At 30.7% G+C, this 22,178-nt stretch carries 10 protein-coding genes; 5 read left to right on the plus strand and 5 right to left on the minus strand.

Features of this window, described 5'->3' with window-relative positions:
- The first annotated feature begins 50 nt into the window (after nt 1–50).
- From N4A31_03565 to N4A31_03575, 3 genes are all read left to right on the plus strand, one after another.
- A complete protein-coding gene (locus N4A31_03565; protein MCT4635312.1) occupies nt 51–4,226 on the plus strand; it encodes a tetratricopeptide repeat protein in 4,176 nt (1,391 codons plus the stop codon).
- A 29-nt stretch (nt 4,227–4,255) separates the two neighbouring features.
- Nucleotides 4,256–7,213 carry an AAA family ATPase gene (locus tag N4A31_03570; GenBank protein MCT4635313.1) on the plus strand — a complete coding sequence of 986 codons (2,958 nt, stop codon included), beginning with the start codon at nt 4,256–4,258 and terminating at the stop codon, nt 7,211–7,213.
- A 917-nt stretch (nt 7,214–8,130) separates the two neighbouring features.
- The gene (locus tag N4A31_03575) at nt 8,131–8,475 is read left to right on the plus strand and encodes a hypothetical protein (GenBank protein ID MCT4635314.1); all 345 of its coding nucleotides are present in this window, start codon (nt 8,131–8,133) and stop codon (nt 8,473–8,475) included.
- 443 nt (nt 8,476–8,918) lie between these two features.
- Here the strand turns inward: N4A31_03575 and N4A31_03580 are convergent, their stop codons facing one another.
- Complete coding sequence (locus tag N4A31_03580; protein ID MCT4635315.1) at nt 8,919–14,255, minus strand: ATP-binding protein; 5,337 nt, start codon at nt 14,253–14,255, stop codon at nt 8,919–8,921.
- A gap of 711 nt (nt 14,256–14,966) precedes the next feature.
- Here N4A31_03580 and N4A31_03585 point away from each other — a divergent pair.
- Both N4A31_03585 and N4A31_03590 read left to right on the plus strand, forming a co-directional pair.
- A complete protein-coding gene (locus N4A31_03585) occupies nt 14,967–15,380 on the plus strand; it encodes a hypothetical protein (protein MCT4635316.1) in 414 nt (137 codons plus the stop codon).
- Nucleotides 15,344–15,682, plus strand: coding sequence for an IS1 family transposase (locus N4A31_03590; GenBank protein ID MCT4635317.1), 339 nt, complete (start codon nt 15,344–15,346; stop codon nt 15,680–15,682). Before N4A31_03585 ends, N4A31_03590 begins: the two co-directional genes overlap by 37 nt.
- On the opposite strand, the gene N4A31_03595 is transcribed toward N4A31_03590, so the two are convergent.
- From N4A31_03595 to N4A31_03610, 4 genes are all read right to left on the minus strand, one after another.
- Complete coding sequence (locus N4A31_03595; protein ID MCT4635318.1) at nt 15,665–15,829, minus strand: hypothetical protein; 165 nt, start codon at nt 15,827–15,829, stop codon at nt 15,665–15,667. The two genes, N4A31_03590 and N4A31_03595, sit on opposite strands and share 18 nt — an antisense overlap.
- A gap of 52 nt (nt 15,830–15,881) precedes the next feature.
- Nucleotides 15,882–19,406: an integrin alpha gene (locus tag N4A31_03600; protein ID MCT4635319.1), complete on the minus strand. Its 3,525-nt coding sequence runs from the start codon at nt 19,404–19,406 to the stop codon at nt 15,882–15,884.
- Nucleotides 19,407–19,562: 156 nt separating this feature from the next.
- A complete protein-coding gene (secB, locus tag N4A31_03605) occupies nt 19,563–20,054 on the minus strand; it encodes a protein-export chaperone SecB (GenBank protein ID MCT4635320.1) in 492 nt (163 codons plus the stop codon).
- A gap of 785 nt (nt 20,055–20,839) precedes the next feature.
- A complete protein-coding gene (locus N4A31_03610) occupies nt 20,840–22,051 on the minus strand; it encodes an AAA family ATPase (protein ID MCT4635321.1) in 1,212 nt (403 codons plus the stop codon).
- Nucleotides 22,052–22,178: the final 127 nt, after the last annotated feature.

The following is a 22,178-nucleotide window of genomic DNA, read 5'->3' on the forward strand; positions in this document are numbered from 1 at the left end:
AAATAAACAAGGAGTTTTATAATAAAGTTTGAATTCTTGAGGAGATTTTTATGAAGGAGTGGAGACAAGAAGCATCAACTGATATTGTAAATGATACATTGTTAGCTGAGGAAGAATTTATATCAATAATAAAGAATAACTTACATCCTCCAGATCTGGAAAAAGCTTCCCATGCAGCAGAGGTTCAACGGTTTAACGCTTTAGTTCAGGCATTCACTAATTTGGGTGAATTATATATTAAGAAAATTGAGAGAGCTGAATACACAGTTCAAGAAAAGTTAAAATGCCTTATAGAAGCAAGCAAGTTTCTAAATTATGCAATCAATATTTCTCAAGAAAGAAATATAGATGGCAGTTCTGCACATGCAATGCTGGAGCATATAAACAATATATTAGTTATGATAGCAGGTGGACACAAGACTTCAAATATATTAGAAAATACTTCAAGAGATAAAGCAGAGTTATTATCTTTAAGAGAATTTTCAAGGTCTGAGATTAGCCAAATAGATTCGCTACCAGAAGAAGAAAAGTATTCTAGAACCAGAGCTTTATTTGAGAATATTGCTGAAAGGATGAAAGGATTTTTAGCAAGTATTTTTCAAGATAGTGAAGAAATTCTAGGAGAGGTTCCTTGTAAATATTCGGTTATGAGTTTGGGATCTATGGCTCTTAAATCAATGACTCCATATTCAGATCTTGAGTTTGCAATATTAATTGAAAAATACTCTCCAGAAATTAAGGAATATTTTAGGAGTTTAACTCAGCTAGTGCATTTTAGAGTTATTAATCTTGGAGAAACAACAATTCCCTCAAGTTATCTTGATAATTGTAATGCTGATCACTTAATCAAAAAAGGATTTAGTTTTGATTTAGGAGGTAAAACTCCATTGGGGAGAGAGGACAAACATTATGACCTAATTCAAACTATTGATGGAATGATGGTTTGTTTGAGAAATATCGAAAATAAAATAGAGCATATTGATAAAAATTTACCATATATTTTGGAAATTTCGGATTATGTGTTTGGTGACTTAAATTTGTACCAAATATATGTGGAACAAGTTAAGAATTTTTTATTCGAAGAAACAAATTCTAATGGAGTTCCTAATCATAAAGCTCGTGCTATAAAAAGACTAAAGGAAGGGGTGGTTGAACTTGATTACTTACAAGGAGGAGCTGGAGTTACAACTGAAGAAGGAGATATTGATAAATATAGACCAGAGTTAGCAAATCAAGAAGATGAAGATAGGGCATTTGATATCAAGAAGGAAATATATAGAATACCAGATAGGATGCTATACAGCATGCTTATATACTATGGAAAGTCTTTTGTCAGTATATGGGAAGCTGTAGACAACTTGAATTCAGATACAACTTTGGGGAAAAAGATAACAAATGGCTTCTTATATGCATTAAGTTTTGCAAATTGGTTAAGACTTAAAACATATATTCATTATGGTGGTCAAAAAGAGTTTATGGATTATATATCAATTATAAAACATATACAGAATAGAGATTCATCTATAGAAGATGAATTTTTTAAATTTTATGAGATATGTATTTTTTTACATATAGGAGTGAAAAAATTAGCTAATAACGATATCGATATTTTTATAAATGATGAAGTTTTTCTCTACGAAAACGAAGCTATAAAGGGATGGGTATATAAAAGATTAGGTGAATATGATAAAGCGCTTCATTGGCTAGAAATAGCTGATAAGAGGCTAATTGATAATATAGATATAAAAAGAGCGATATCTCAAATTTTAATTACCAGAGTTGCTACAGCAGAAGCTAATTTGAAAGCAGTGGAATATAGCAAGAGATGTGTTGAACTATCTTCACAAGAAAATGCTCAGATATATAGGGCCGACCTTATAATGGCCTATAGAGCTTGTAAGGATTTAGAAAAAGCTAAAATTGAAATTTTAGAATTGTTAAAAATTGAGCAAGAAGATATTAATAAAGCTATAGACTTCATGAACCTAGCTTTGATCGAAAGAGATCTTAATGAATATGTTGATTCAGAAAAGCATTTTATAAAATCATTGGAAATATTACATGCATTACCAGAAAACTTAGACAATATGTTGGCAATAAGCAATGTAAAAATTAATCAAGGTGATTTATACATGCTTATACATAAATTTTTAGAAGCAGAAGAAGCGCTTAAGGAAAGTTTAAGAATTAGACAAAAATATAAAGGAGAAAATTCTATTGCAGCCATAGAAGTATGTGTTAATTTAGCTAACCTTTATTTAGAGAAAGGTGATTCTAACAATGCAAAAAATATATATTTAAACACACTAAATCAGCTTAAAACAAAAAACTTATATGCCACAAATAATATAATGGTTCTAAATATCAGGAATAATTTGGCTATTGTACTTGAAAAAGAAGGCAATAATGAAGAAGCTCTGACAATACATTTAGAGAATCTTGAAATTAGAAAAAAATTGTTAGGAACTGAATCACCTGAAGTAGCTCAATCATATGATAATATAGCAAGCGTTTATTTTAATTTAGGTAAGAAATTGCTATCTTTAGAATTTCTGCAGGAAGCAATTAAAATACATACTACTACTAATAATTTACTTAAGCTTCAAAAAACTTTAACAGGCCTAGCAGTAGTGAAATCAGAACTAGGAGACTATATTTCTGCAACAGAACTGTTTAAACATACAATTATTATAGTTAAACAAATAGATGGCTTATCTCCTTTAGTATTAGCAGAAGTATACATGAAATTAGGATTACATGAGCTTAGGTTTGACAATGATCTAAAGGCCAAAGAATTATTTCTCTTAGCTGAGAATATATATCAGCAATATAATGTTCATAACGAAAATTTATATCAATTCCTAAATTTATTAGAAATGGATAATTTACAAATTATTGATAATGAACAGCATCAAATGTTATACAATGCAGCACTTTCCATAGGCTCTCCTTTATTTGCTGCTAAGCATTTAGAGAGATTACTACATTCTTTTGATGAAACTCAATATTTACAAAAAGCTGCTATTCTGTGTTCTCTAGGAAGTTTGTATAATATAAGTGCAAAAAGATTGAAAAATATTGGTCAGAAACATCAAGCAGAAATTAGTATATCAAAAGCTGAATTTTATTTTAAACAAGCTGTTCAGTTTGAGTTTAGTATATCTGTATATACTGAGTATATAAATTTTCTTGTAAGCATAAGAAATTTTGAAAAAGCATTTAATTTTATAAAGATTACTTTAATCAAACTTCAAGAGGATTCTGAGCAATATAAAGAAGAGATTTTAATTTACTCCATTTTGGAAATAATGGTAATACCTAATTCCTTATTTGAAGCGGTGGAAGAATATGGTGGCTCTATTAAAATTAATGCAATAGAGTTTTTCTATTATCTATTTTTGTATAACTATGAAGAGTTCGCAAAAATTGCTGAGCTAAAGCCTCAAGCAGAATATTTGCAGGAGTTCAAATCCATTCTTAATAGCCAATCAGGATATTATTTATATGGTCGGCTTGTTCAAGAAAAAGAGTTAGAAGATAACATTTTCTTAAGCACGAGTGATGGACTAAAGTTTTTGTCTATAGTTGAAAAGGTTTTAAGTGAAGATAATTTTAAGATATTTCTTGCATTTTGTAATAACAAATATATTGAAGAGCAAATTCTTTCTGAATCTGATGCTCAAGAATTTGAAATATTATTTAATTTATTACTCGAAGCTCAAGAAGATCTAAATACCGATTCTAAAGTTTTAGCCAATCAAGGTGAAGAATTTCTAGAAACGATAGATAAAATTAAAAATTTTGTTGGTGAAAAAGAATTAAGCAATCTACCTGGATTTTACCAATATATTTTTAATGCATTATCTAATAATCATTTTTCAAAATCAGCTATTCAAGTACTAGATATAGCTAGAAACTTAATATCTTCATTAGAAAAATTGATAGATATAAGTCTATATATTCAAGATGCAGAAATAGAAGAGAACGGAGATATTGGAACAAGTTTATTGACTCAATTAGAAGGCTTACTTGAGTTTACTGGAAGTGGACAGAGATTTATTGGAATGCCACCAAGCAATCCCAACTTTGATCCCGATCCTTATTGGCTCCCTAGTGGAGGAGATGATGGTGAAGAAGAAGGCTTTAGAGATAATCGTGATGGGATAATAAATCCCTTAGAAATGTGTTTCGGCAAAAACACGACCATGGATGGAGCAGAAATGTAGCAAATAAACAGGTATTTGGGGGAGTTATTATGTTGAGTCAATATGCAGAAAAACAGAAAAAATTCCACGATAATTTCATAAATTATTGTTTAGAGGAAATCAAGAAACAGAGAGATATAGCTTCAGGAAGGTTAATACAACATGATCCAAGTGATCTAGAGAAGAAATTACGTTCTCTTAGTAAAGTTCCGATTTTAAAAGATACTGTCGATATTGTTTTGTTATTAGAAAGTTTTTGGCAAGCAATGCATAAACCTGATGCAACAGCAATTATTAATAATCTGTTTGATTTTGATTCTGAGTATGAAATCAAACTCATCTTATCAAATGCTATTTTAAAAGTTTCCGCGGAATTTGAGGAGATAATAGATCAATGCACTGATTATAAAGAGATAATAAAATATTCTGCATTTGCTACGTATAAATTATTTGATTTTCTAAGGCGAGGTCATTTAGGGGAGAAAAAATTAAAAGAGAGAGTTATAGTTGATATTATTTTTAGACAAGATAGTTGGTTTGAAGGGGATATTTTTTCAAAACGTGCAAGGGGGTGTAAATACTATAGACCCATTTCTGAAAATGAGCTGAAAGGTTATATAGAGCTAAAAAATAGAGAATCTGGTGATATTACTATTTCTTTAAGTGAATATCTTAGGCATACATGCAGTATTGAACCAAATTTGCAAATAGTTTTACTTGAAGAAGTTTCCGTTGAAGTTCAAGCAGAATTAGATTTATCGTATGAGAATCTTAATGGTCATGAACTCTACTCTGATGTTTTTGCTATAGAGTCAATTCAAAAACAAATAAACAAGTTACGAGAAATTTTTGATGAACCTCATACACCGTCCAGATGCGATTTTAATAATGTTCCTAGCCCAGTTCAAGATTTTGTAGGTAGAACTAAGGAGTTGATTCAACTACATGAGAATATTTTTTACCAAACCGGAAAAATTCAGGTAATTGGTGGAATTAGGGGAGTTGGTAAAACTGAGTTTATTTTAGAGTTTATTCAAAAGTATAGAGTTAATGATAAACAGGTTAGATACTTTACAGCAAAAGACGAAATTACCTTAAAAACTGCATTTGAAGATTTTGCGGAAGAAGTTCAATTAACGAAAAAAGTAAATAATATTATTGGTTCAATAAAAAACTGGCTTAAAGGTCTATCTACCCCAAGTTTATTAGTCTTTGATAATATAGATAGCTCTCTTTTGATTGAAGAGTTTTTGCGAGATGGAAAACGCTATAAGTACAACATTATTATAACCACTCAAAGTATTTTAGAGTGGGAAGTTATAGCGCCTCGTTATGGAATAGATATTATTGAGTTAAAACCTTTTGATGATTCTGAGGTATTTCAATATGTAAGAAAAACAATCCAAGATATAGACAACAGAAATGCGCTATTCCTAGGGAAGTTATTTGATAATATACCTTTAGGAATTTCTCAGAGTCTTTTTTTTATGAAGAGAAATGGCATAGATATTATACAATATTTAAATGAATATGATAGCTTTACGAATAACTTGCCTTTTGAATTGCCTGAAACCCTTGTGAATATAGAACATGGAAATGATAAACTAGGTATTTATCAGGTTTTGTTGAATACCATAACTAAATTATTTTCTAGAAGTGATGTGTTAGATTTTTTAAAAATTTGTAGCTATTTAAACTATATAGCTATTCCTGATTATTTATTTAGTTCTATGTTTAATAATATAGAGATAAATAAAATATTAGTAACTTTAAAAGGACATTCATTAATATTATTAGAGAAACATGGACCAACGAAAATAATATGTTTATATAAGATTGTTCAAAGAGTAATTAGATTCAGTCTTGGCGATGAAAGATTAAAGTACCTGCGTGAAAGCGCAAAATTAGTAGAAAGTAAGATGGAAAATAGTTGGAATAAGCAAGAAATTGTAAGTAAAAATAAACCAATTATAAAACATGCAATATCCATTATTAATCATTATAAAGATATAAAATTTGAGGAGAGTTTTCCTTCTAGTCTAATAAGAGAATTAGATTTAATTATAGCAAAACTATCTTATGATTGTGCTAAATTCTATAAGACTATAAGTGAGTTTCACAAAGCATTGGAATTCTACGAAGAAGCCCTTAGGACTTATGAGGCTTATTATCAGGAGAACAATCAACCTGTGATAGCAGTTCTTTTACATGAAATTGGTACTGTATATGCTCGTTTAGGGCATAATGAAATTGGATTAAAATACATAGAAGATTCGCTTCAAACCTATAGCAATCTATTTGGTAAAAACAGCGATTATACTAAAGCTGCAATGAGTAGTTTAGCAAAGTTACTTCAAACAGAAGGCGTTTATAATCAGAATACCGGAAATTATAATGAAGCTCTAGTTTGCTATAAAAAACTGTTAGCAATACAAAGTGAATTATACAATGAAAATAATTTTGAAATTATTTATAGTGCAAATTTAATAGTTTATATAGAACTCTCCATTACTTTAAATACCTACTCATTGTCAGATGAAAAATATGATGTTCCATATTTAATAGAAATGATAAAATATTTTGTTGGTGAAGAAAAAATGTCTACATCACCAGGACTAGTTGGATATATGTTCAATAGTCTATCAAATAATCAATTTTTTAAGCCAGCTGAACAATTAATTAAATCTATATACAGCTTTATTAACCTTATTGAAAGGCTAGTTTACATGAGTGAGTCTTATAAAGAATTAGGTTTAGACGATATAGATAAAAAAGTTAGTCACTTTTGGGAACAATTAGAAGAACTTTTTTATTTTCTTGAAGAAAGTAGATATGATTTTATAAGAACCCCAAGACCACCATCCTTTGATCCAGAAGATGATGATTATGGAGATGGAAGTTTATCTGGAGGAGGTACAGGAGGAGGAAATGAAAACATTGCTGAGCCTATGGTAATTTCTCTAAATGAAACTGTTTTAAATAATAATATATTTGAGAGTGATTTTTAGAATAAAGAAGAAATTTGATAGGTTCCTGAATTATCAGATGTTTCTGCTGCACTGGACTTATTATGATCGATATCTTCTTCAAACTCATTGCCAGAATAGCTATTACCATCTTCTCATGTAGCTAAGCATCACCATATTCTGCTGACTCAGCTGAACTCATAATCCTACCAGTAGCTTGCAATTCATGTAAAAACTTCCTTACACACTCTCGAGTTAGCTCAGCAACAACTTGACATATTGCCTGAGTTATTCTTCCTAGATAAAATATAGATAATAGTAAATTTTTATTAAAAAGAAACAATTCATAGCTAACAGCAAATTAAAAAAGCAAAAGCGGAGTTTGGTAATTTATTTATTGACCTAGGCAATCAAACGGCGATTGAAACAAAGACTCTTGGTTTTAATTCAAACGAAGATGATCTATAATTTAAGGTATATGATAAAGAGTGGATAGTTTAATATATAATAACCATAATAGCGTGATAAATAGCATAATCACCCTATTTAAAATCTCGTTTTGAGTTACTCTGCTTTATATAATCAACAATACAGTAGTTTTAAATACATTATAGTTCAGGTATAATATAATATTATCGTTGATATATAATTAGGATTCAATGGTATAAATTATGACCCGAAAAACAAAAGCAATTGACAATCAACTTCTAAACTTGTGCTCTGTTGTCGAGATATACAATATCAGCAAAGAAACTCTAATGCGTTGGATGAGAAACAGCTGCGCAACTCAGCTCTAAAAAATTACAAAATTATATAGAAGAAAAATATGCTATATTTATTTCAAAGTCTACCTTCCGCAGACTTTTACAAAGTTTAGGATTTTCTTATATTACGCTAAAGCCAACTCACTACAAAAAAGATCCTATAAAGCACGAAGAATTCAAAAAAATCTAAAAACATTGGTATCTCTAAATCAAACTTATGAAGTACTTTTCTTCGGTGAGTCAAGGTTTGGAACTCATTCTAGAGTAAGTCATGGTTGCTTTAAAACTGGTTCAAGAGCCAACATTCAGAAGAAATTAGGCTATCAGAACTTTTATGTGCATGGCGCAGTATCTCCTAAAACTGGTGATAATTTCTCATTAACTATGCCTCATGTTGACGTTGATTGGATGAATAAAATCCTAGAAGAATTTTCTTTAAATTTAAAATCCAGAACAATACTAGTGGTGGATCAAGCTGGATGGCATAAATCCCTGGATCTTGTGTTTTCTAATAACATTAAAATATTTATCTCCTTATAGCCCCGCACTTAATCCCGCCGAAAAGCTTTGGCAATTTATTAAGGATAATATTCTAAAAAACACAATTTACGACTCCTTGGGTGCGCTTGAAGAAAAAGTTTGCGCTTTTATTAATTCTATAACCACAAAACAAATCTTATCTGTTTGTGACGTTAGCTATATATCCTATTATTTATGAAGTTAGGTATAACAAGCATATTTCGTTTTTTTTGAAGCGCAAAACTAGGCAGATACTGGGTTGTAGCGCATGGAGAACGAAACAACAAAATATTAGTGGAGAGTGTGTTCAACTCAGCGGAGAATGGTGGAGTGGATGGTACCAAAAACGAACTTTTCTCCATGCAAAAAAGTGAGGTTTTCTACGCCATACATAACGGTGGACGAGTTTGCACTTCTACCTAACGGTAGGTGAATTTCACCATTTGCAAACTCTGCATTATATTTTATAACTTCTCTATATTAAGAACGATTCCATCTTCCCCTATAATAACATGATCCAATATTTCCAGTTCCTCACTATAGCAGTTATAATGATCATCATTACTGTCTACTGAGGCAATAGAGATGCAATGTTCATAATACTGTTCTCCAATAGTTAGAGCAATATGATTAATTTCTAAATTACTATATTTAGCTTCTAATATGTGAGCATAGATATTTTCATATAACTTCTCACCAAATTCACCTTTTGCCTCTAAATGTTTCTTAATTTGAGCTTTTTCTATTTCTAGCTTAATGGTATTAGCTTCAATCTCATACCACTTAGCGTTTGAAGCAAAATCATAAGTATGTTGCAGTGGAGAATTAGCGAAAACCTCATATAGACCTTTATAGGCCACAGCTGACTTGAGTTGCCACTCAACAGTGCCATATTCTGAATATAAAGAATAAGCATTGGTTATAACATAATATCCAGTATATCCAGCCATTAAGCCTCCATAAGCAAAGCCTAAATACGGTATACCTGTATATGTTAACATCGTTGGTATCGCCACATAGCTAATTGTTGTAATCGCTTGTATCCCAGCCTCTTGGACATTACCTTTAGAAAGTTGATTTGTTATGTCTATAAAACTTAAAGTCATAGAGTACATATTATTCCCTACAAAAATACTTTGTAGATGAATAACATTGCGCAAGGTTTTTTGAGCATTCTCAACGCTTGGTTCATTAATAAACCTAAATGTATCAACCATAAAATCTAGACTTTTAAACGATATTGTGGCTTTATAAAGCAGGTCATTAAAGTTGACAGAAATTTTTTCATTTGACTGAGGTTTGATATGAGATTTATCTTCTATCATTAATGGAGCTGGATGATTATCTGAATTATCATTTTTAACATAAATATTATCCATAATATAATAAACACTAGAAATAATATTATGACTCACTTCAGTTCCAATAGATTGAAGATTAACACCCAGTTTTTCAAAAGGTTTATGGTAATTAGGATCATGTATGCTTGCATCAATGCATAAAGGTGGACTTGAGCCGTTAGAATCTCTCTCTCCATTTTGGTTGTTTTGATTATTAGAACTAATACTTGTATCTCTTACGGTAGAAGATAGAATGCTTTTTTCATCTTCTGATCGCTTACATTCTCGATTTGATAATTCATCATCTATGTGTAAATTCTGTATATTCGATATAATAGCATTATCTTCTATGCTATGAAGAAAATCTTTATCATGGCTTGCTGAATTTGCATCCTCACTATTTTTTTTTGTTTTGATGATAGAATTCATCTGCAACCTTAATTTTGCATTTAACTCAAAAAATGTTTCTGCTAAATCGTAAGGAATGTATAAATTATCAACTTCTTGAATTTGTTCTAATAAATATTCTTTGAATTTTTTTTCATCGGACATATCTAAATTAAACATAATAAAATTTTCAATAGTGTGGCCTCGCATATATAGTACAATTCTAGGATAAGCTACTTCTACTAATAAATCTTTACCTAAAATTATTTTTATAGGAACAGTATCTTTTAATAAATCAGATTGGTCAGTACTGATAATAGGTTCATTATTAGGTATATTAATATTAGTACTGTATAAAAAATTTATTATTTTTATAGATTCTTCTTTAATTTCTTGGCAGGCATCCTCTAGCTCATTGTTAATTTTTCCTTCAAGGAAACCAAATTTTTTTTTATTACTTAATTCTATTCTTACAATTTTAAAGAGGTCTTTAAGATAAATATTTGACTTTTTCTCTTTCAATTCGTTATGTAATATTTCAATGACTTTATCTAAATATAAATGCAAATACGCCACTTTCATTATATTTGGACGTTTATCTCTTGGTACTAATTCTGAAATATATTCGACTAACTTGATAAAATAATTCTGTACAAAATTATTTATAGAATTTGATCTGGTATCCAATTCAGCTTTTAAGTTTAATAATATTTTTTGTAAACTTGTTAATCTATCATAAGCGTGATGCAAATTATCGCTTATTCCAATTTTTTTAATATCTTCTACATTCAGTGCAGAACAAATAATAAATGGGTCCAATAAATAGCTCTCAATACTATGTCTTTGTAAAATTAACACCTTATCTTTTAGCTCTAGTTTAAAATCTGTTTTCTCTTTGTGTTTTGTAAAGTCTCTATCTATAATCCCAAAAGGGGAATCTAGTCTTGAATCACTAAAGGTTTTTACTTTTTTATCAAGTGGATCACCTTGTTGTTCATGTTTTTTCTTTGAAGATAGAATTCCTCTCAATGTCATAGTGGCTACTCCAGCTTTACCGCCTCCACCACCGTTATCTTGCGAATGAGTAGAGTGGAAAGATGGCTGACAACGGCGAGATATGATTTGTTGCTTCCAACTAGATTTATCTGTATACTCTTGTGTCCAAGCTATGAATTTGTCATTAACTGCAAATCTTTGTTGATCCGAATATGATTTCAATGAAGAATATATCCCTTCATAAAATCTCATATCATCTGGTGCCTCTGTATAAACTTTAAAATGTATATTTGTAAATTCTCTTAAGTTCCCTGTTAACCTAAACATTGCTAATAATGGATGTGTTTTAGAAATTTGTGCAATTCCACTATTATCTTGCTCTATTGTGAAAATGGATCCTTCTGGGGCTAACGCTATTGTATCAACACGATGAGTTGTCATAATAATTTGAGATTTCCCATTCTCATGCATAAATTCGTTTCTTAGTATGTCCATCAAGGCTTTGCTTAGCTTAGGATCAAAATGTTTATCGATTTCATCTAAAAGAAGTAATTTTATTTTGTTAGGCCATAAACATTTAAGCAATAAATTTTTTTGTATTGATGATAATGAAGCTGTCTCTATAAGATAGTTTTGAGCTGATGCGCCAGGATTTTTAGATTCTACGTAACTGTCAACAGGAAGCCCAATAAAATCTAGAGGTAATGTATATTTAGCTTCTATAATTTTGTTACTAGAGGTTTCATAGTTAATTCTAGGATTACCTCCATTTATTCCATTTACATATAACTTTGCTAAATCAAGCATATCTATAGTAAGTTGGTTCTGATGATCTTCAAAATTTAGTCCTCTTGAAACATATGACCAAAGTAGAATTTTAATAGCCACTAACTCCCCTGAAGATAGATTTTGAGGGTGAATGTCTTCTTCATTATCTCCAATTTTACGAATAATAAATTCGTAGTGACCAGGAGTATGAGACAAACCTATAAAATCGTATATTTCTTTTTTCTGTTTTTCATTTAAGCTAGTTTTTGGATCAGCATTACATAAAAAATTGTACAATTCATCAGAAATTCGTTTAGTCTCACTGTCTTTATATATTTCGCCACTTTTTTTATCTTTATTTACTTTATAGGAAGGCGACTTACCATCATTTAATGATATCACTATTTCAGATTCCCTAGGTAACTCAGCTTCATTTCTAGTGAACTTAAATCTAGCATAAGGAATATATTTATATTCTGCTATAAAATTGGGGAGATAATTTGTTAGTAAGCTGTTAATTATTTTTATAGGGGGGATAATTCCATGTTGCTTCATGCAATGTTCACTGGCTTTTTCATCAAATTCTGGATCATTTTCTTTTTTTGTTATCATTTCTTCTGCGCTGTATTTATTAATGACAATTTGAAGGTGCTGATAGCAAAGATGTTTGGCAAAAGCCATTGGTTCTACAATAGAATTTTGTATAAAAACCAAATGTTCTGCAACTTTTAGAATATGTTCTTCATTAATTATACTTTTTAGCTCTTTTTCCTGCTCTGATTTTGTTTTTTTACTCAAGCTTTCCAGTATCTCGTTCCATTTTTTGTTTTCACCTGGACTTATCATTTTGCAAAGAATTTTATCAGCTAATACTAAAGCTATCTTACAGTTAATATCTTTTTTAGCTCTTTTTGTTACATTCTCTCTTTCTACATAATCATCAGTATCTAGATAAAAAATTAGTTTCTCATACACATATTCATACTTAAAATCATATCCTTTTCTACCAAAAACATTTCTTAATATATTTGATTCAGAATCAGCATATAAATGATAATGGTCTTTAAGTGATATTTCTTGATCATTGCTTTTTACCGCTTTTTCCATTTTTGCTTTTTTTTCTTCGTGAATAGAGTCTAGTATTTTTGTTTTACCTATACCATTAACTCCTGTAATCACAGAAAAATCTTTAATGTTATCCCACACTGCTAAATTTTGTTTTGAATCACTTGGTGCAATACCAGTAATATGATTGCTTTCCTCTTCTGTCACCGTTATATCAAATACATTTAAGCTATGTGAATCTATTTTTCTGTTAGGCTGTATTTCAGCTTTTCCAATAAACCTTCTTAAACCATTATGGCTTGCTTCATTATTCTTTTGAATTTCACCATAAAGATCACTATTGCTTTTGAGTTTTAATTTATATTTTTCTCGTCTCCAACCAGCACCAGCATAAGAATGTAAATTAGCCAGAGCATAGTACAACTGATTGCTTACTTCATTGCTGTAGTTATAACGCAACAATATTTCTTCACAAATAGCAATGGCTGTGTGTCTTGCAGATCCAAAGTATTCAGAGTGAATTAAAAAAATTGATGCTAACTCTTTAATGATTGGTTTGATGTTGTTGTCATAATAAGTTAAGTTAATTTGCTGATTTGATAATATGCTTGTTAAATTTACATTGATTAAATACTTAAATAAAGCATTCATAATTCTTGTATGCTCCTTTGTCTTAACCGATTCTGGATCTTTCAGTTTTTCATCAATTAATTCTCCTATAATGGGGAAAGCTTTATTATATGTTACTGAATAATTGTTTTTATAGTGTATGCTTGTCTTTTTTATTACTTTTGCAATAACATCAACTTCATGCATAGTAAGGCCGTGGCCGCCATTTTTAATTTTAGCCACAACTTTATTAAATTCTACTACAGGATGAGTAATGGGCATTTTTGATTTGTTATCAATCAAGTACAACTTATTTTTTTTATATTTATCCTCTTCTACTCCGATGTATAACCAGTCTTTGTTTGGTTCAGTAGCTTCATCACTACGTATTTTTACATCCCATCCATATTTAATTTTAAATATTTTCTGAAATAATTTCATTTCATCGTTTGCAGGATTGTCAATAGGTTTTAAGAGTTTTTTAGATGATTGTTTTTTAGATCCTTTATTGTATCTAGGATCAGGGTTAGGTCGTTGATTTGGGTATCCCATTGCTTCCTCCACATTAACATTATTATTAATAACTAAGTCTTCATCAGATGAATGATCATCTAGAATATCATAATAATTTTTCATTTTTTTCATCCCTCAAAGTAACTGTGTTCTGTCTGTATTTTTTATTGCCAGCTCAATTCAATAACAAAAATCTCAATAAATCTTCCAATTATATAAACTTAGACTTTTGTCGTATGCTCCAGATGATAAGTTGATATAACAGTCCACATATTTTTGTAACAGAACATTGATATAATCACACTTTGTTCTCTCGTATAGAAAGTAGTAATCAATAAGCCATCTTAATAGTAGGTACAAAAAAACAAAAATAATGATCTTCTTGAAGAGATCATGTGTTTGGGTGATTTTATCCCAGGCTTGATTGCTCATAATTGCATTACCTCGGGATAAAAATTGCTGGCTAGTACATTGTTATAAATTTCTGTGGTTTGTTTTGCTTGATTGTAGAGTGTTGAAGGTAAGATAGTGTAAATATAGTTGAATAGACTAGAGATGTAAAATCTTGTCGATCGTTCGGAGACAATTCTAACAGAGTCTTGCCGCATAATCACAACCTCCATCTTTTTCTTCTAAATAGCTCAAATCATATAGTCTTGTTACCATAGCTACTTTTCACTAACACGAGTAATAAAATTCAATCCTAGCGTGTATTTTTTGATATTGCAAACAAAAATTAATAATGGTTCAGGCATGGCTATGCTAAATAAGGATATTTTTTTGTAATACAATATTATATAATAATCGTCATATAACCGTTAGCAAGAGGATAATATGATGTTAATATGCAAGCATTGCGGAGATAGCAACTATCGTAAAGCTGGATTTTCTAAAGAAAAGCAAAGATATAAGTGCAAAAATTGCGAGAGACTTTTTAGCGAAGGCGACAAAAGAGAGAGATATTCAATAGAACAAAGACTTAAAGCAATAAAGCTATATACAGAAGGCGTGGGGCTGAGGACAATCGAGCGAGCCGAAGGAATTTCTACGCCGCTATTAATTCATTGGATTAGAAAGTTAGGAAGAATGCTTAAGGCACATTTGGTCAGTTCAGAGATTCCAGAACACGCAAAAGATATCGCCATATTGGAAGTTGATGAGCTTTTTACTTTTTACCAAAAAAAGAGCAAAAAGCTTACGTATGGCTTGCTGTGGACCGAAACAGGAATAAAATTATTGATATTGTAGTTGGTCGTAATCGAGAAAAATGGGTTTATGTTAGAATGGCCCAAAGACTCAAAAAGAAAGGCTACAAAGTTCAAATACTTTGTACTGATGGTTACGAAGGTTATGGTTACTATAAATTAGCCAAACGGCACGTAGTTAGTAAAGCCGAAACATCATTAGTAGAGTCTAAAAACTCATTACTAAGCTTAAATCTTGCTAGATTCAATAGAAAGACACGCAGATTTTCAAAAGCATTCGATATGATTTTTGCTTCTTTGATTATTTTAGTTTATAAATCTGAAGCGCTAGGTATCCTTGTTTAGCATTGCCCTCTCGCCATTTACATCTCCTGCATTACTAATCCAAGAAAGTCCTGTCCACAAGTTGCTACTCTTGCTTCCATTGATGTATATGCCTTGTGAAGATTTTAGATCTGATAAATATAATGAATTATATACAGAGGAAGTCATAATTTACCTCTTAATAATTTTTAACAGACTAACCAAAGAGCTATAGCATCATTTATGCTAACTCATACGTTGGCGCAACTGTGCCTTTATTAGAATTTGAGCAACAACATTTATAAGCAGCAAATCCTGAACAACCTAATACGGTTAAAGCAACCAATCCAACTCCTGCTAAAATTCCATATTCAATTAAATTACTAGTATCAATACCGCTTCCATCTTCATTATCATCATTATTATTTTGAGCAAATATAAAATTATCTTCTGCAACGTCTGATGGATCTAGGTCTAGTAACCTTATCGTTTGATCATTTCCTAAATTTACCATTGCTGAACCAGAAGTAATGGTTAGATCATCAATTCCTTGTATATTATCAAAAAAACTTAAATCTATTCTTTCATTATCTTTATCAAAGTCTGTTATGATAGTTTGTGTATTAGAATTAGGCTTAACTGTAAATAGATCATTTCCTTTGCCTCCAGTAAGAGTAACATCGCTTAATGAGTCAATTATAAAATCTTCATTCAAACTAGTACCAATATAAACGCCTCCACCGTCTATTTCTCTAGAAATAGACGAGGCAGATCCATATATTATATATACTCTTCCCACATTATCATCAAGTCCAGTATCTACAAAAGGAGCGCTAATAATTACATCATCATAACCATCGTTATTTAAATCCCCTCCCCCACCAACGTCGTTTCCACTAACATCATTATAATTGTCTCCTGTTAATCTATAACCTTGCGCCTCTGTTAAAGACCCTAAGCTTAACTGACTATACTTCTCTGGATGACCGAAAAGCACGTAACTAACTCCTTCATGAAATGATTTAGGTGAAGCTGAATTTGCTCCTATTATAACATCACTATAACCATCATTATTTACATCTCCAGCTCCACTCAATGAAGAACCTAAATTACCGTTACTTAACGAACCTATAATCTCCATTCCAAGTTCTGCGTCAATATTTGATAAATCTATGTTAGCGTTAATTGTTTTATTTCCATATATAACGTAACTCTTTCCTTTGTTAGACAACGCAAATGGAGCTCCTATCACAACATCGTCATACCCATCATTGTTAAAATCACCTAATGAAGAAACAGTACGTCCACTTTGATCATTATAATTATCACCAATAATATAAAATCCTTGATCTATCGTAATACTCATTAAGTCGACATTAGAGTACCCAGAAGCTTTACCATATAATATATAGCTTGTTCCTTCGTTATTATATTTAGGAGAGGATGAACCAGCACCAACTATAATATCTCCATAGCCATCTCCATTAAAGTCTCCTGCACTGCTTACAGCAGAACCTATATCATTTCCTGAAATAATATACCCATCACTACTAGATAAACTACTCAGATATATGCTTGAGAATCCAGAACTCTTTCCAAAGATAACATACACTTGTTCAGAATCAGATGCCCCTATAATAATATCATCATAACCATCTCCATTTACATCCCCTGCAGGGCCCACTGAAGATCCACATCTACTATCTTGCGCCCCATATATAGTGAATCTTTCTGTACTCGATAATGCATTAACATTAACATCAGAAAAACCTGAAGCTTTACCAAAAACTACATAAGCTTTTCCATCTCCACTGCTGGAGGATGGGACTCCTATAATAATATCATCATAACCATCTCCATTCACATCTCCTGCAGCACTCAGAGTAGTCCCAAAGTAATCGTAACTACTGCCACCTGTAATTGAAAATCCTTGCGTTTCTAATATACTTCCTACATTTAAACTACTTACTTTTGCTGACCGTCCAAATATAATATAAACTTTACCAGCAAAGCTACTTTCATATATAGAGCTTAACATAATGTCATCATAACCATCTCCATTTATATCTCCTGCACTATCAACTGAAAGTCCGACATTGTCATGTGCATTTGAACCTGTAATTATATTATACACAGAGCTTAGATCTATGTTCTGTGCAACACTATCTGAGAAAGTCAAAGCTGAAGTTGGAGATAAAGTTAGCTGGGTAAACCCAGTAGGAATAGCAGTAGGCATACTATAGGTAGGACTTATAGACATCACAGATGGAGAAATACTTGGACAAAAAGTAGTAGACGCAGAGGTGGAACTCAAAGTTGGACTCACAGACGGAAAATTTGTAGCAAAGCGAGAAGTATTGTAGAGATCAAACACTAAATAATGTTCTTGAATATGGTTATAGTTATCGTCGTAAAAATTATAACTTATTACAAAATCATCATATCCATCATTATTAAAATCTCCGGCACCATTAACAGACCTAGCCTCAGCCCCAGAAGCCATTCCTATACTAAGAAATCTATCGGAACTTATGCCTAAATCTATATCGGATGTATTAGTTCCTCCAAAAATTACATAAGCCCCATCAACATCATTCGAAGAGCCAATAAGAATATCGTTAAATCCATCATTATTTACATCTAGACCGTTAGATATAACTTCACCTACTTGATCAAAACCACCTTTTCCACTAACAATAAATCCTCTATCATTTATATCTTTAACATCAAAACCTTCAAAATTAGTGCTATTACCAAAAATTACATATAATCTACCTTGATAATTAGAACCTTCATTATGGGAACCTATGAGCATATCTGGTATATTATCTCCATTTATATCACCTAGTCCTCTTACCATAGACTCTGTCTTAAAACCTGTAATATTGTACCCTATACTTGCATTAAACATGTTAAGGTCTATATCTCTATTCATACTACTTCCAAAGATAACAAATACCTTTGAGGAATCTTCAGCAAAATCTGATGCTGCAATAGCTATATCTGAAAACCCATCATCATTAATGTCACCAATCGTATCAAACATTCTCCAATACCCAAGAAAATCTTGGGCCTTTATCTTAAATCCCTCACTTGAAGTTAAACTATTCAAGTAAATATCTTGCGCATTATTCTTGCCATAAATTATACTTACTGTAGGGTGCGCTGAAGCCTCATGTATGGCTATGTCATCTACTCCATCACCGTTAAGATCTCCAATATACTGAGCTAAAACTTCTGTTTTTGTGTTTTCAGCTCCATATATAGCAAAACCTCTCGAAGAGTCTACATCTTCCAAGTATAAACTCGAAGAATTATATACTCCTCCATAAACCAAATAGTGAATTCCCTGAGTGTTGTTGTAGTAGAAAATAGAAACAAGTATATCATCATAGCCATCATTATTAAAATCCCCAGCAAAAGACAAAGTATGTCCATTTGCAAATCCATCAATATCTGAATATGGGTATGAATCATCTTCATACGTATAATTGTAAGAAGGCGTAATTAAAACTAAACCATCATTAGGTGTGAAATTATCAAAGTCTAATGCATTCTCAATATTTCCATATATAACATACCCTTTACTATCACTACCTGGAGTTGTTGAATATTGGAAAGGAGCAGATAAAACAAAGTCATCTATTCCATCACCATTAAAATCTCCAATAAAATCTGACGACTGAAAAAAGTCACTTACATTATACTTCTTTAATAAATAAGCTTGATTATTTTGAACTAAAGAATCTATGACTAAATGGGACATGGATAACCTCTATATTTATATATTAATAACATTAATATTATGAGTGTACATAACTCAAAATAGCTTTTATAATTTTAGCAATAGTTTTTACAGTTCTTGTAAGTAGTTATACAATAATTTAATAATTACCTATAACTCCACTATGCCTATTATGTTCTACTCTTTCACTAAATCCTTATGCTTTTCTTTTTGTTGTTTCCTTTCTTTATGTATTGCTGCAAAATCCATAGGCTCAAGCATTATAGGCTGGAACCCACCATCTCTTGTTACATCCGACAACACATGTCGTGCATACGGGAATAGTAAAGTTGGAATATGTATATTTAAAATAGCTTCTTTTTGTTCTTCATCTATTACATCGTTTAAGGTAACTAATCCAGCATAGGCTAATTTTACGTCAAATAAAGTTATATTATTTTCATCCTGAGATATTGCCTTAGACTTTATTACTAAGATCACCTCATAGGTATTTTCCCCTACGTTTTTATTATTAAAATTGATAGCAATTTCAATCTTTGGACTTTCTTTTTGTGGAGAAAAAGATGTGGGTGAGTTTATATTTTCAAAATGCAATTCCTTTATATATTGCCCATTTAATGATATTGACGGAGATACAGTAGTTTTATTACCTAGTTGGTCTTTTTTCATATATTTTCCTGCTTATTAAATATGAAATTATCTATTTTTTTAAAAGAGATTATCTCGATCATTAAGCTCCCCCTCATAAATGTCGATAATTTTGGATAAAACAATATATTGAATCTAAATATAGCTCTCTCTACAACTCGCTTAATTTTTAGATAAATATTAAACTTAAGTTGCTTTCTTGGTTTCTTATTTGAAGTACAAAATACTAAATAACCTTCTTGTATTTGAGATTTAAGATAATTTTGATATTTATTGATAATTAAGTAATTTGAGGAATTGAGTATATTTAGAGGAGATAGTAGATTAAATTTAAATTTTTGATTTATATAGAAGTTTTTGGAGGAAGGTACATTTTCAGAGAACATTATTCTAGCCCTCCCAGTCTCCATAGCAACAAAATCCGTTTTATCCGGAAGAGGCTACATTCATCACCATAGCTTATTATGTCACCTTTACTTGTCATAATAATATCCATTAGAATATTCTAAGATTTCAGTATTAAATAAATTTAACCATTATGCAAGTTCTTTTCTAAAAGATAATATTATTATTTAATCTATAGTAATTTAGGTTGAATTAGATATGTTGTTGTGTTTTTCTAAAATGAAAAATGACAAAAACGTATAGCAATGATTTAAGACAGAGAGCATTAAAATACTAAGAAGTTAAGAGGTGTTATGTTATGATATTGTATATCAAATAATTTTATTCTATGAAAAAGTACCATACTTTGCTTCCGATAACTTTTGAAGATAATTTGATTCTATATATTAAATACATCTACTTTATATTAATTGTGATAAAAAAGTCCTCGCAGGAACAATCATTGGTTTCTTAGTCTCAAAACAAGAGCGATCAATGTAATCTAAATTATGAACTACTTGAAATGCAAAAGGAGCTTTTGTTTTTTCTCTAAAGTAGAGCAAATTCTTTGAAATTGAATTATTGTTTGAAAGTTTAGATTCTACTAAAATCCAAGGCTGGTTATTCTTACTAATTAAAAAATCTACTTCTTTTTGTTCTTTGTTGCGTAAATAATATAAACCATACTCTCCTACACCTGTTTCGTTCCAAAAATTTATTGCCTTCAGTAAATGTAAAGCAACGAAATTCTCAAATCTTACTCCCTCATCTTCTATAACTGACCAATCCCATAAATAAATCTTAGGCTCTTTAATTATTGATCTACTAATATTTTGTGACCATGGTTTTATAGTAAAACAAAAATAGAAGTTTTCTAACAAATTAATCCAATGTTTTACTGTATTTTGACTCATTTGAATCTTATTTGCTAAATTAGAATATACTAGCATACCACCTGTTTGATATTGCAATAGACTGGCTAATAGTTCCAATTGCCCCAGATTTTTGATATCCTCAAGATCTCTAATATCTTCACGAAATAACTGTTTAAATCTTGTCTTCTGCCATATTTTATGAAATCTATCTGTTTGTTTTAAAAAGGCTTCTGGATATCCACCAAATTTAAACAAAACATCGTATGCCTCTTTAATGTCTTGAGGATAATTAATTATATCCTTGTTTAAATCAACATTTTTAATTTCAGATACACTAAGCGGGTGAATTGTATAATTGAAGTATCTACCCATCATACTATCTCCGCCTCGACGATAAATATTGAGTTTAGCACTTCCTGTTAAAATAATTTTTAAACCATTGTCTTTGTGCACATCATGAAGACCTTTTATAGAATTTTTCCAATTCTTTAACTTGTGAATCTCATCTAAAACTAAAAAAACGTTATCATGAAGGTTAGATAACAATCTTTTATTACTAAAATAAGACTCATCATTTAATATATTCATTATTTTATTGCGATGAGATAAATTATCCCAATTCAGGTATTCATGATTATAATCACTAACGCAGGCCTTTGAAATCATTGTTTTTCCAACCTGTCTGGCTCCAGATAAAAAGGCCATTTGATCATATTGACTAAGATGCTCTTGTATCAAACTAGTATATATTCTACGCATAAAAACCATCCTTTAGTTATTATGACTAATATACACCATATTACAGATTAGTCTAGACTAAAATAAAGTTAACTTAACTTTAGCTCAACAAAAGATCCTCCTTAAATGAGAACTTAATAATGGCACA

This window comes from Rickettsiales bacterium, from assembly GCA_025210695.1.
Taxonomy (GTDB): Bacteria; Pseudomonadota; Alphaproteobacteria; order Rickettsiales; family CANDYO01; genus CANDYO01.

Bases quoted from the DNA above. Each gene is read 5' to 3' on its own strand.
- N4A31_03585 (MCT4635316.1), top strand. From the start codon at position 14,967: ATGATGTTAATATGCAAGCATTGCGGAGATAGCAACTATCGTAAAGCT.
- N4A31_03570 (MCT4635313.1), top strand. From the start codon at position 4,256: ATGTTGAGTCAATATGCAGAAAAACAGAAAAAATTCCACGATAATTTC.
- N4A31_03565 (MCT4635312.1), top strand. From the start codon at position 51: ATGAAGGAGTGGAGACAAGAAGCATCAACTGATATTGTAAATGATACA.
- N4A31_03580 (MCT4635315.1), bottom strand. From the start codon at position 14,255: ATGAAAAATTATTATGATATTCTAGATGATCATTCATCTGATGAAGAC.
- N4A31_03610 (MCT4635321.1), bottom strand. From the start codon at position 22,051: ATGCGTAGAATATATACTAGTTTGATACAAGAGCATCTTAGTCAATAT.
- secB (MCT4635320.1), bottom strand. From the start codon at position 20,054: ATGAAAAAAGACCAACTAGGTAATAAAACTACTGTATCTCCGTCAATA.
- N4A31_03600 (MCT4635319.1), bottom strand. From the start codon at position 19,406: ATGTCCCATTTAGTCATAGATTCTTTAGTTCAAAATAATCAAGCTTAT.
- N4A31_03595 (MCT4635318.1), bottom strand. From the start codon at position 15,829: ATGACTTCCTCTGTATATAATTCATTATATTTATCAGATCTAAAATCT.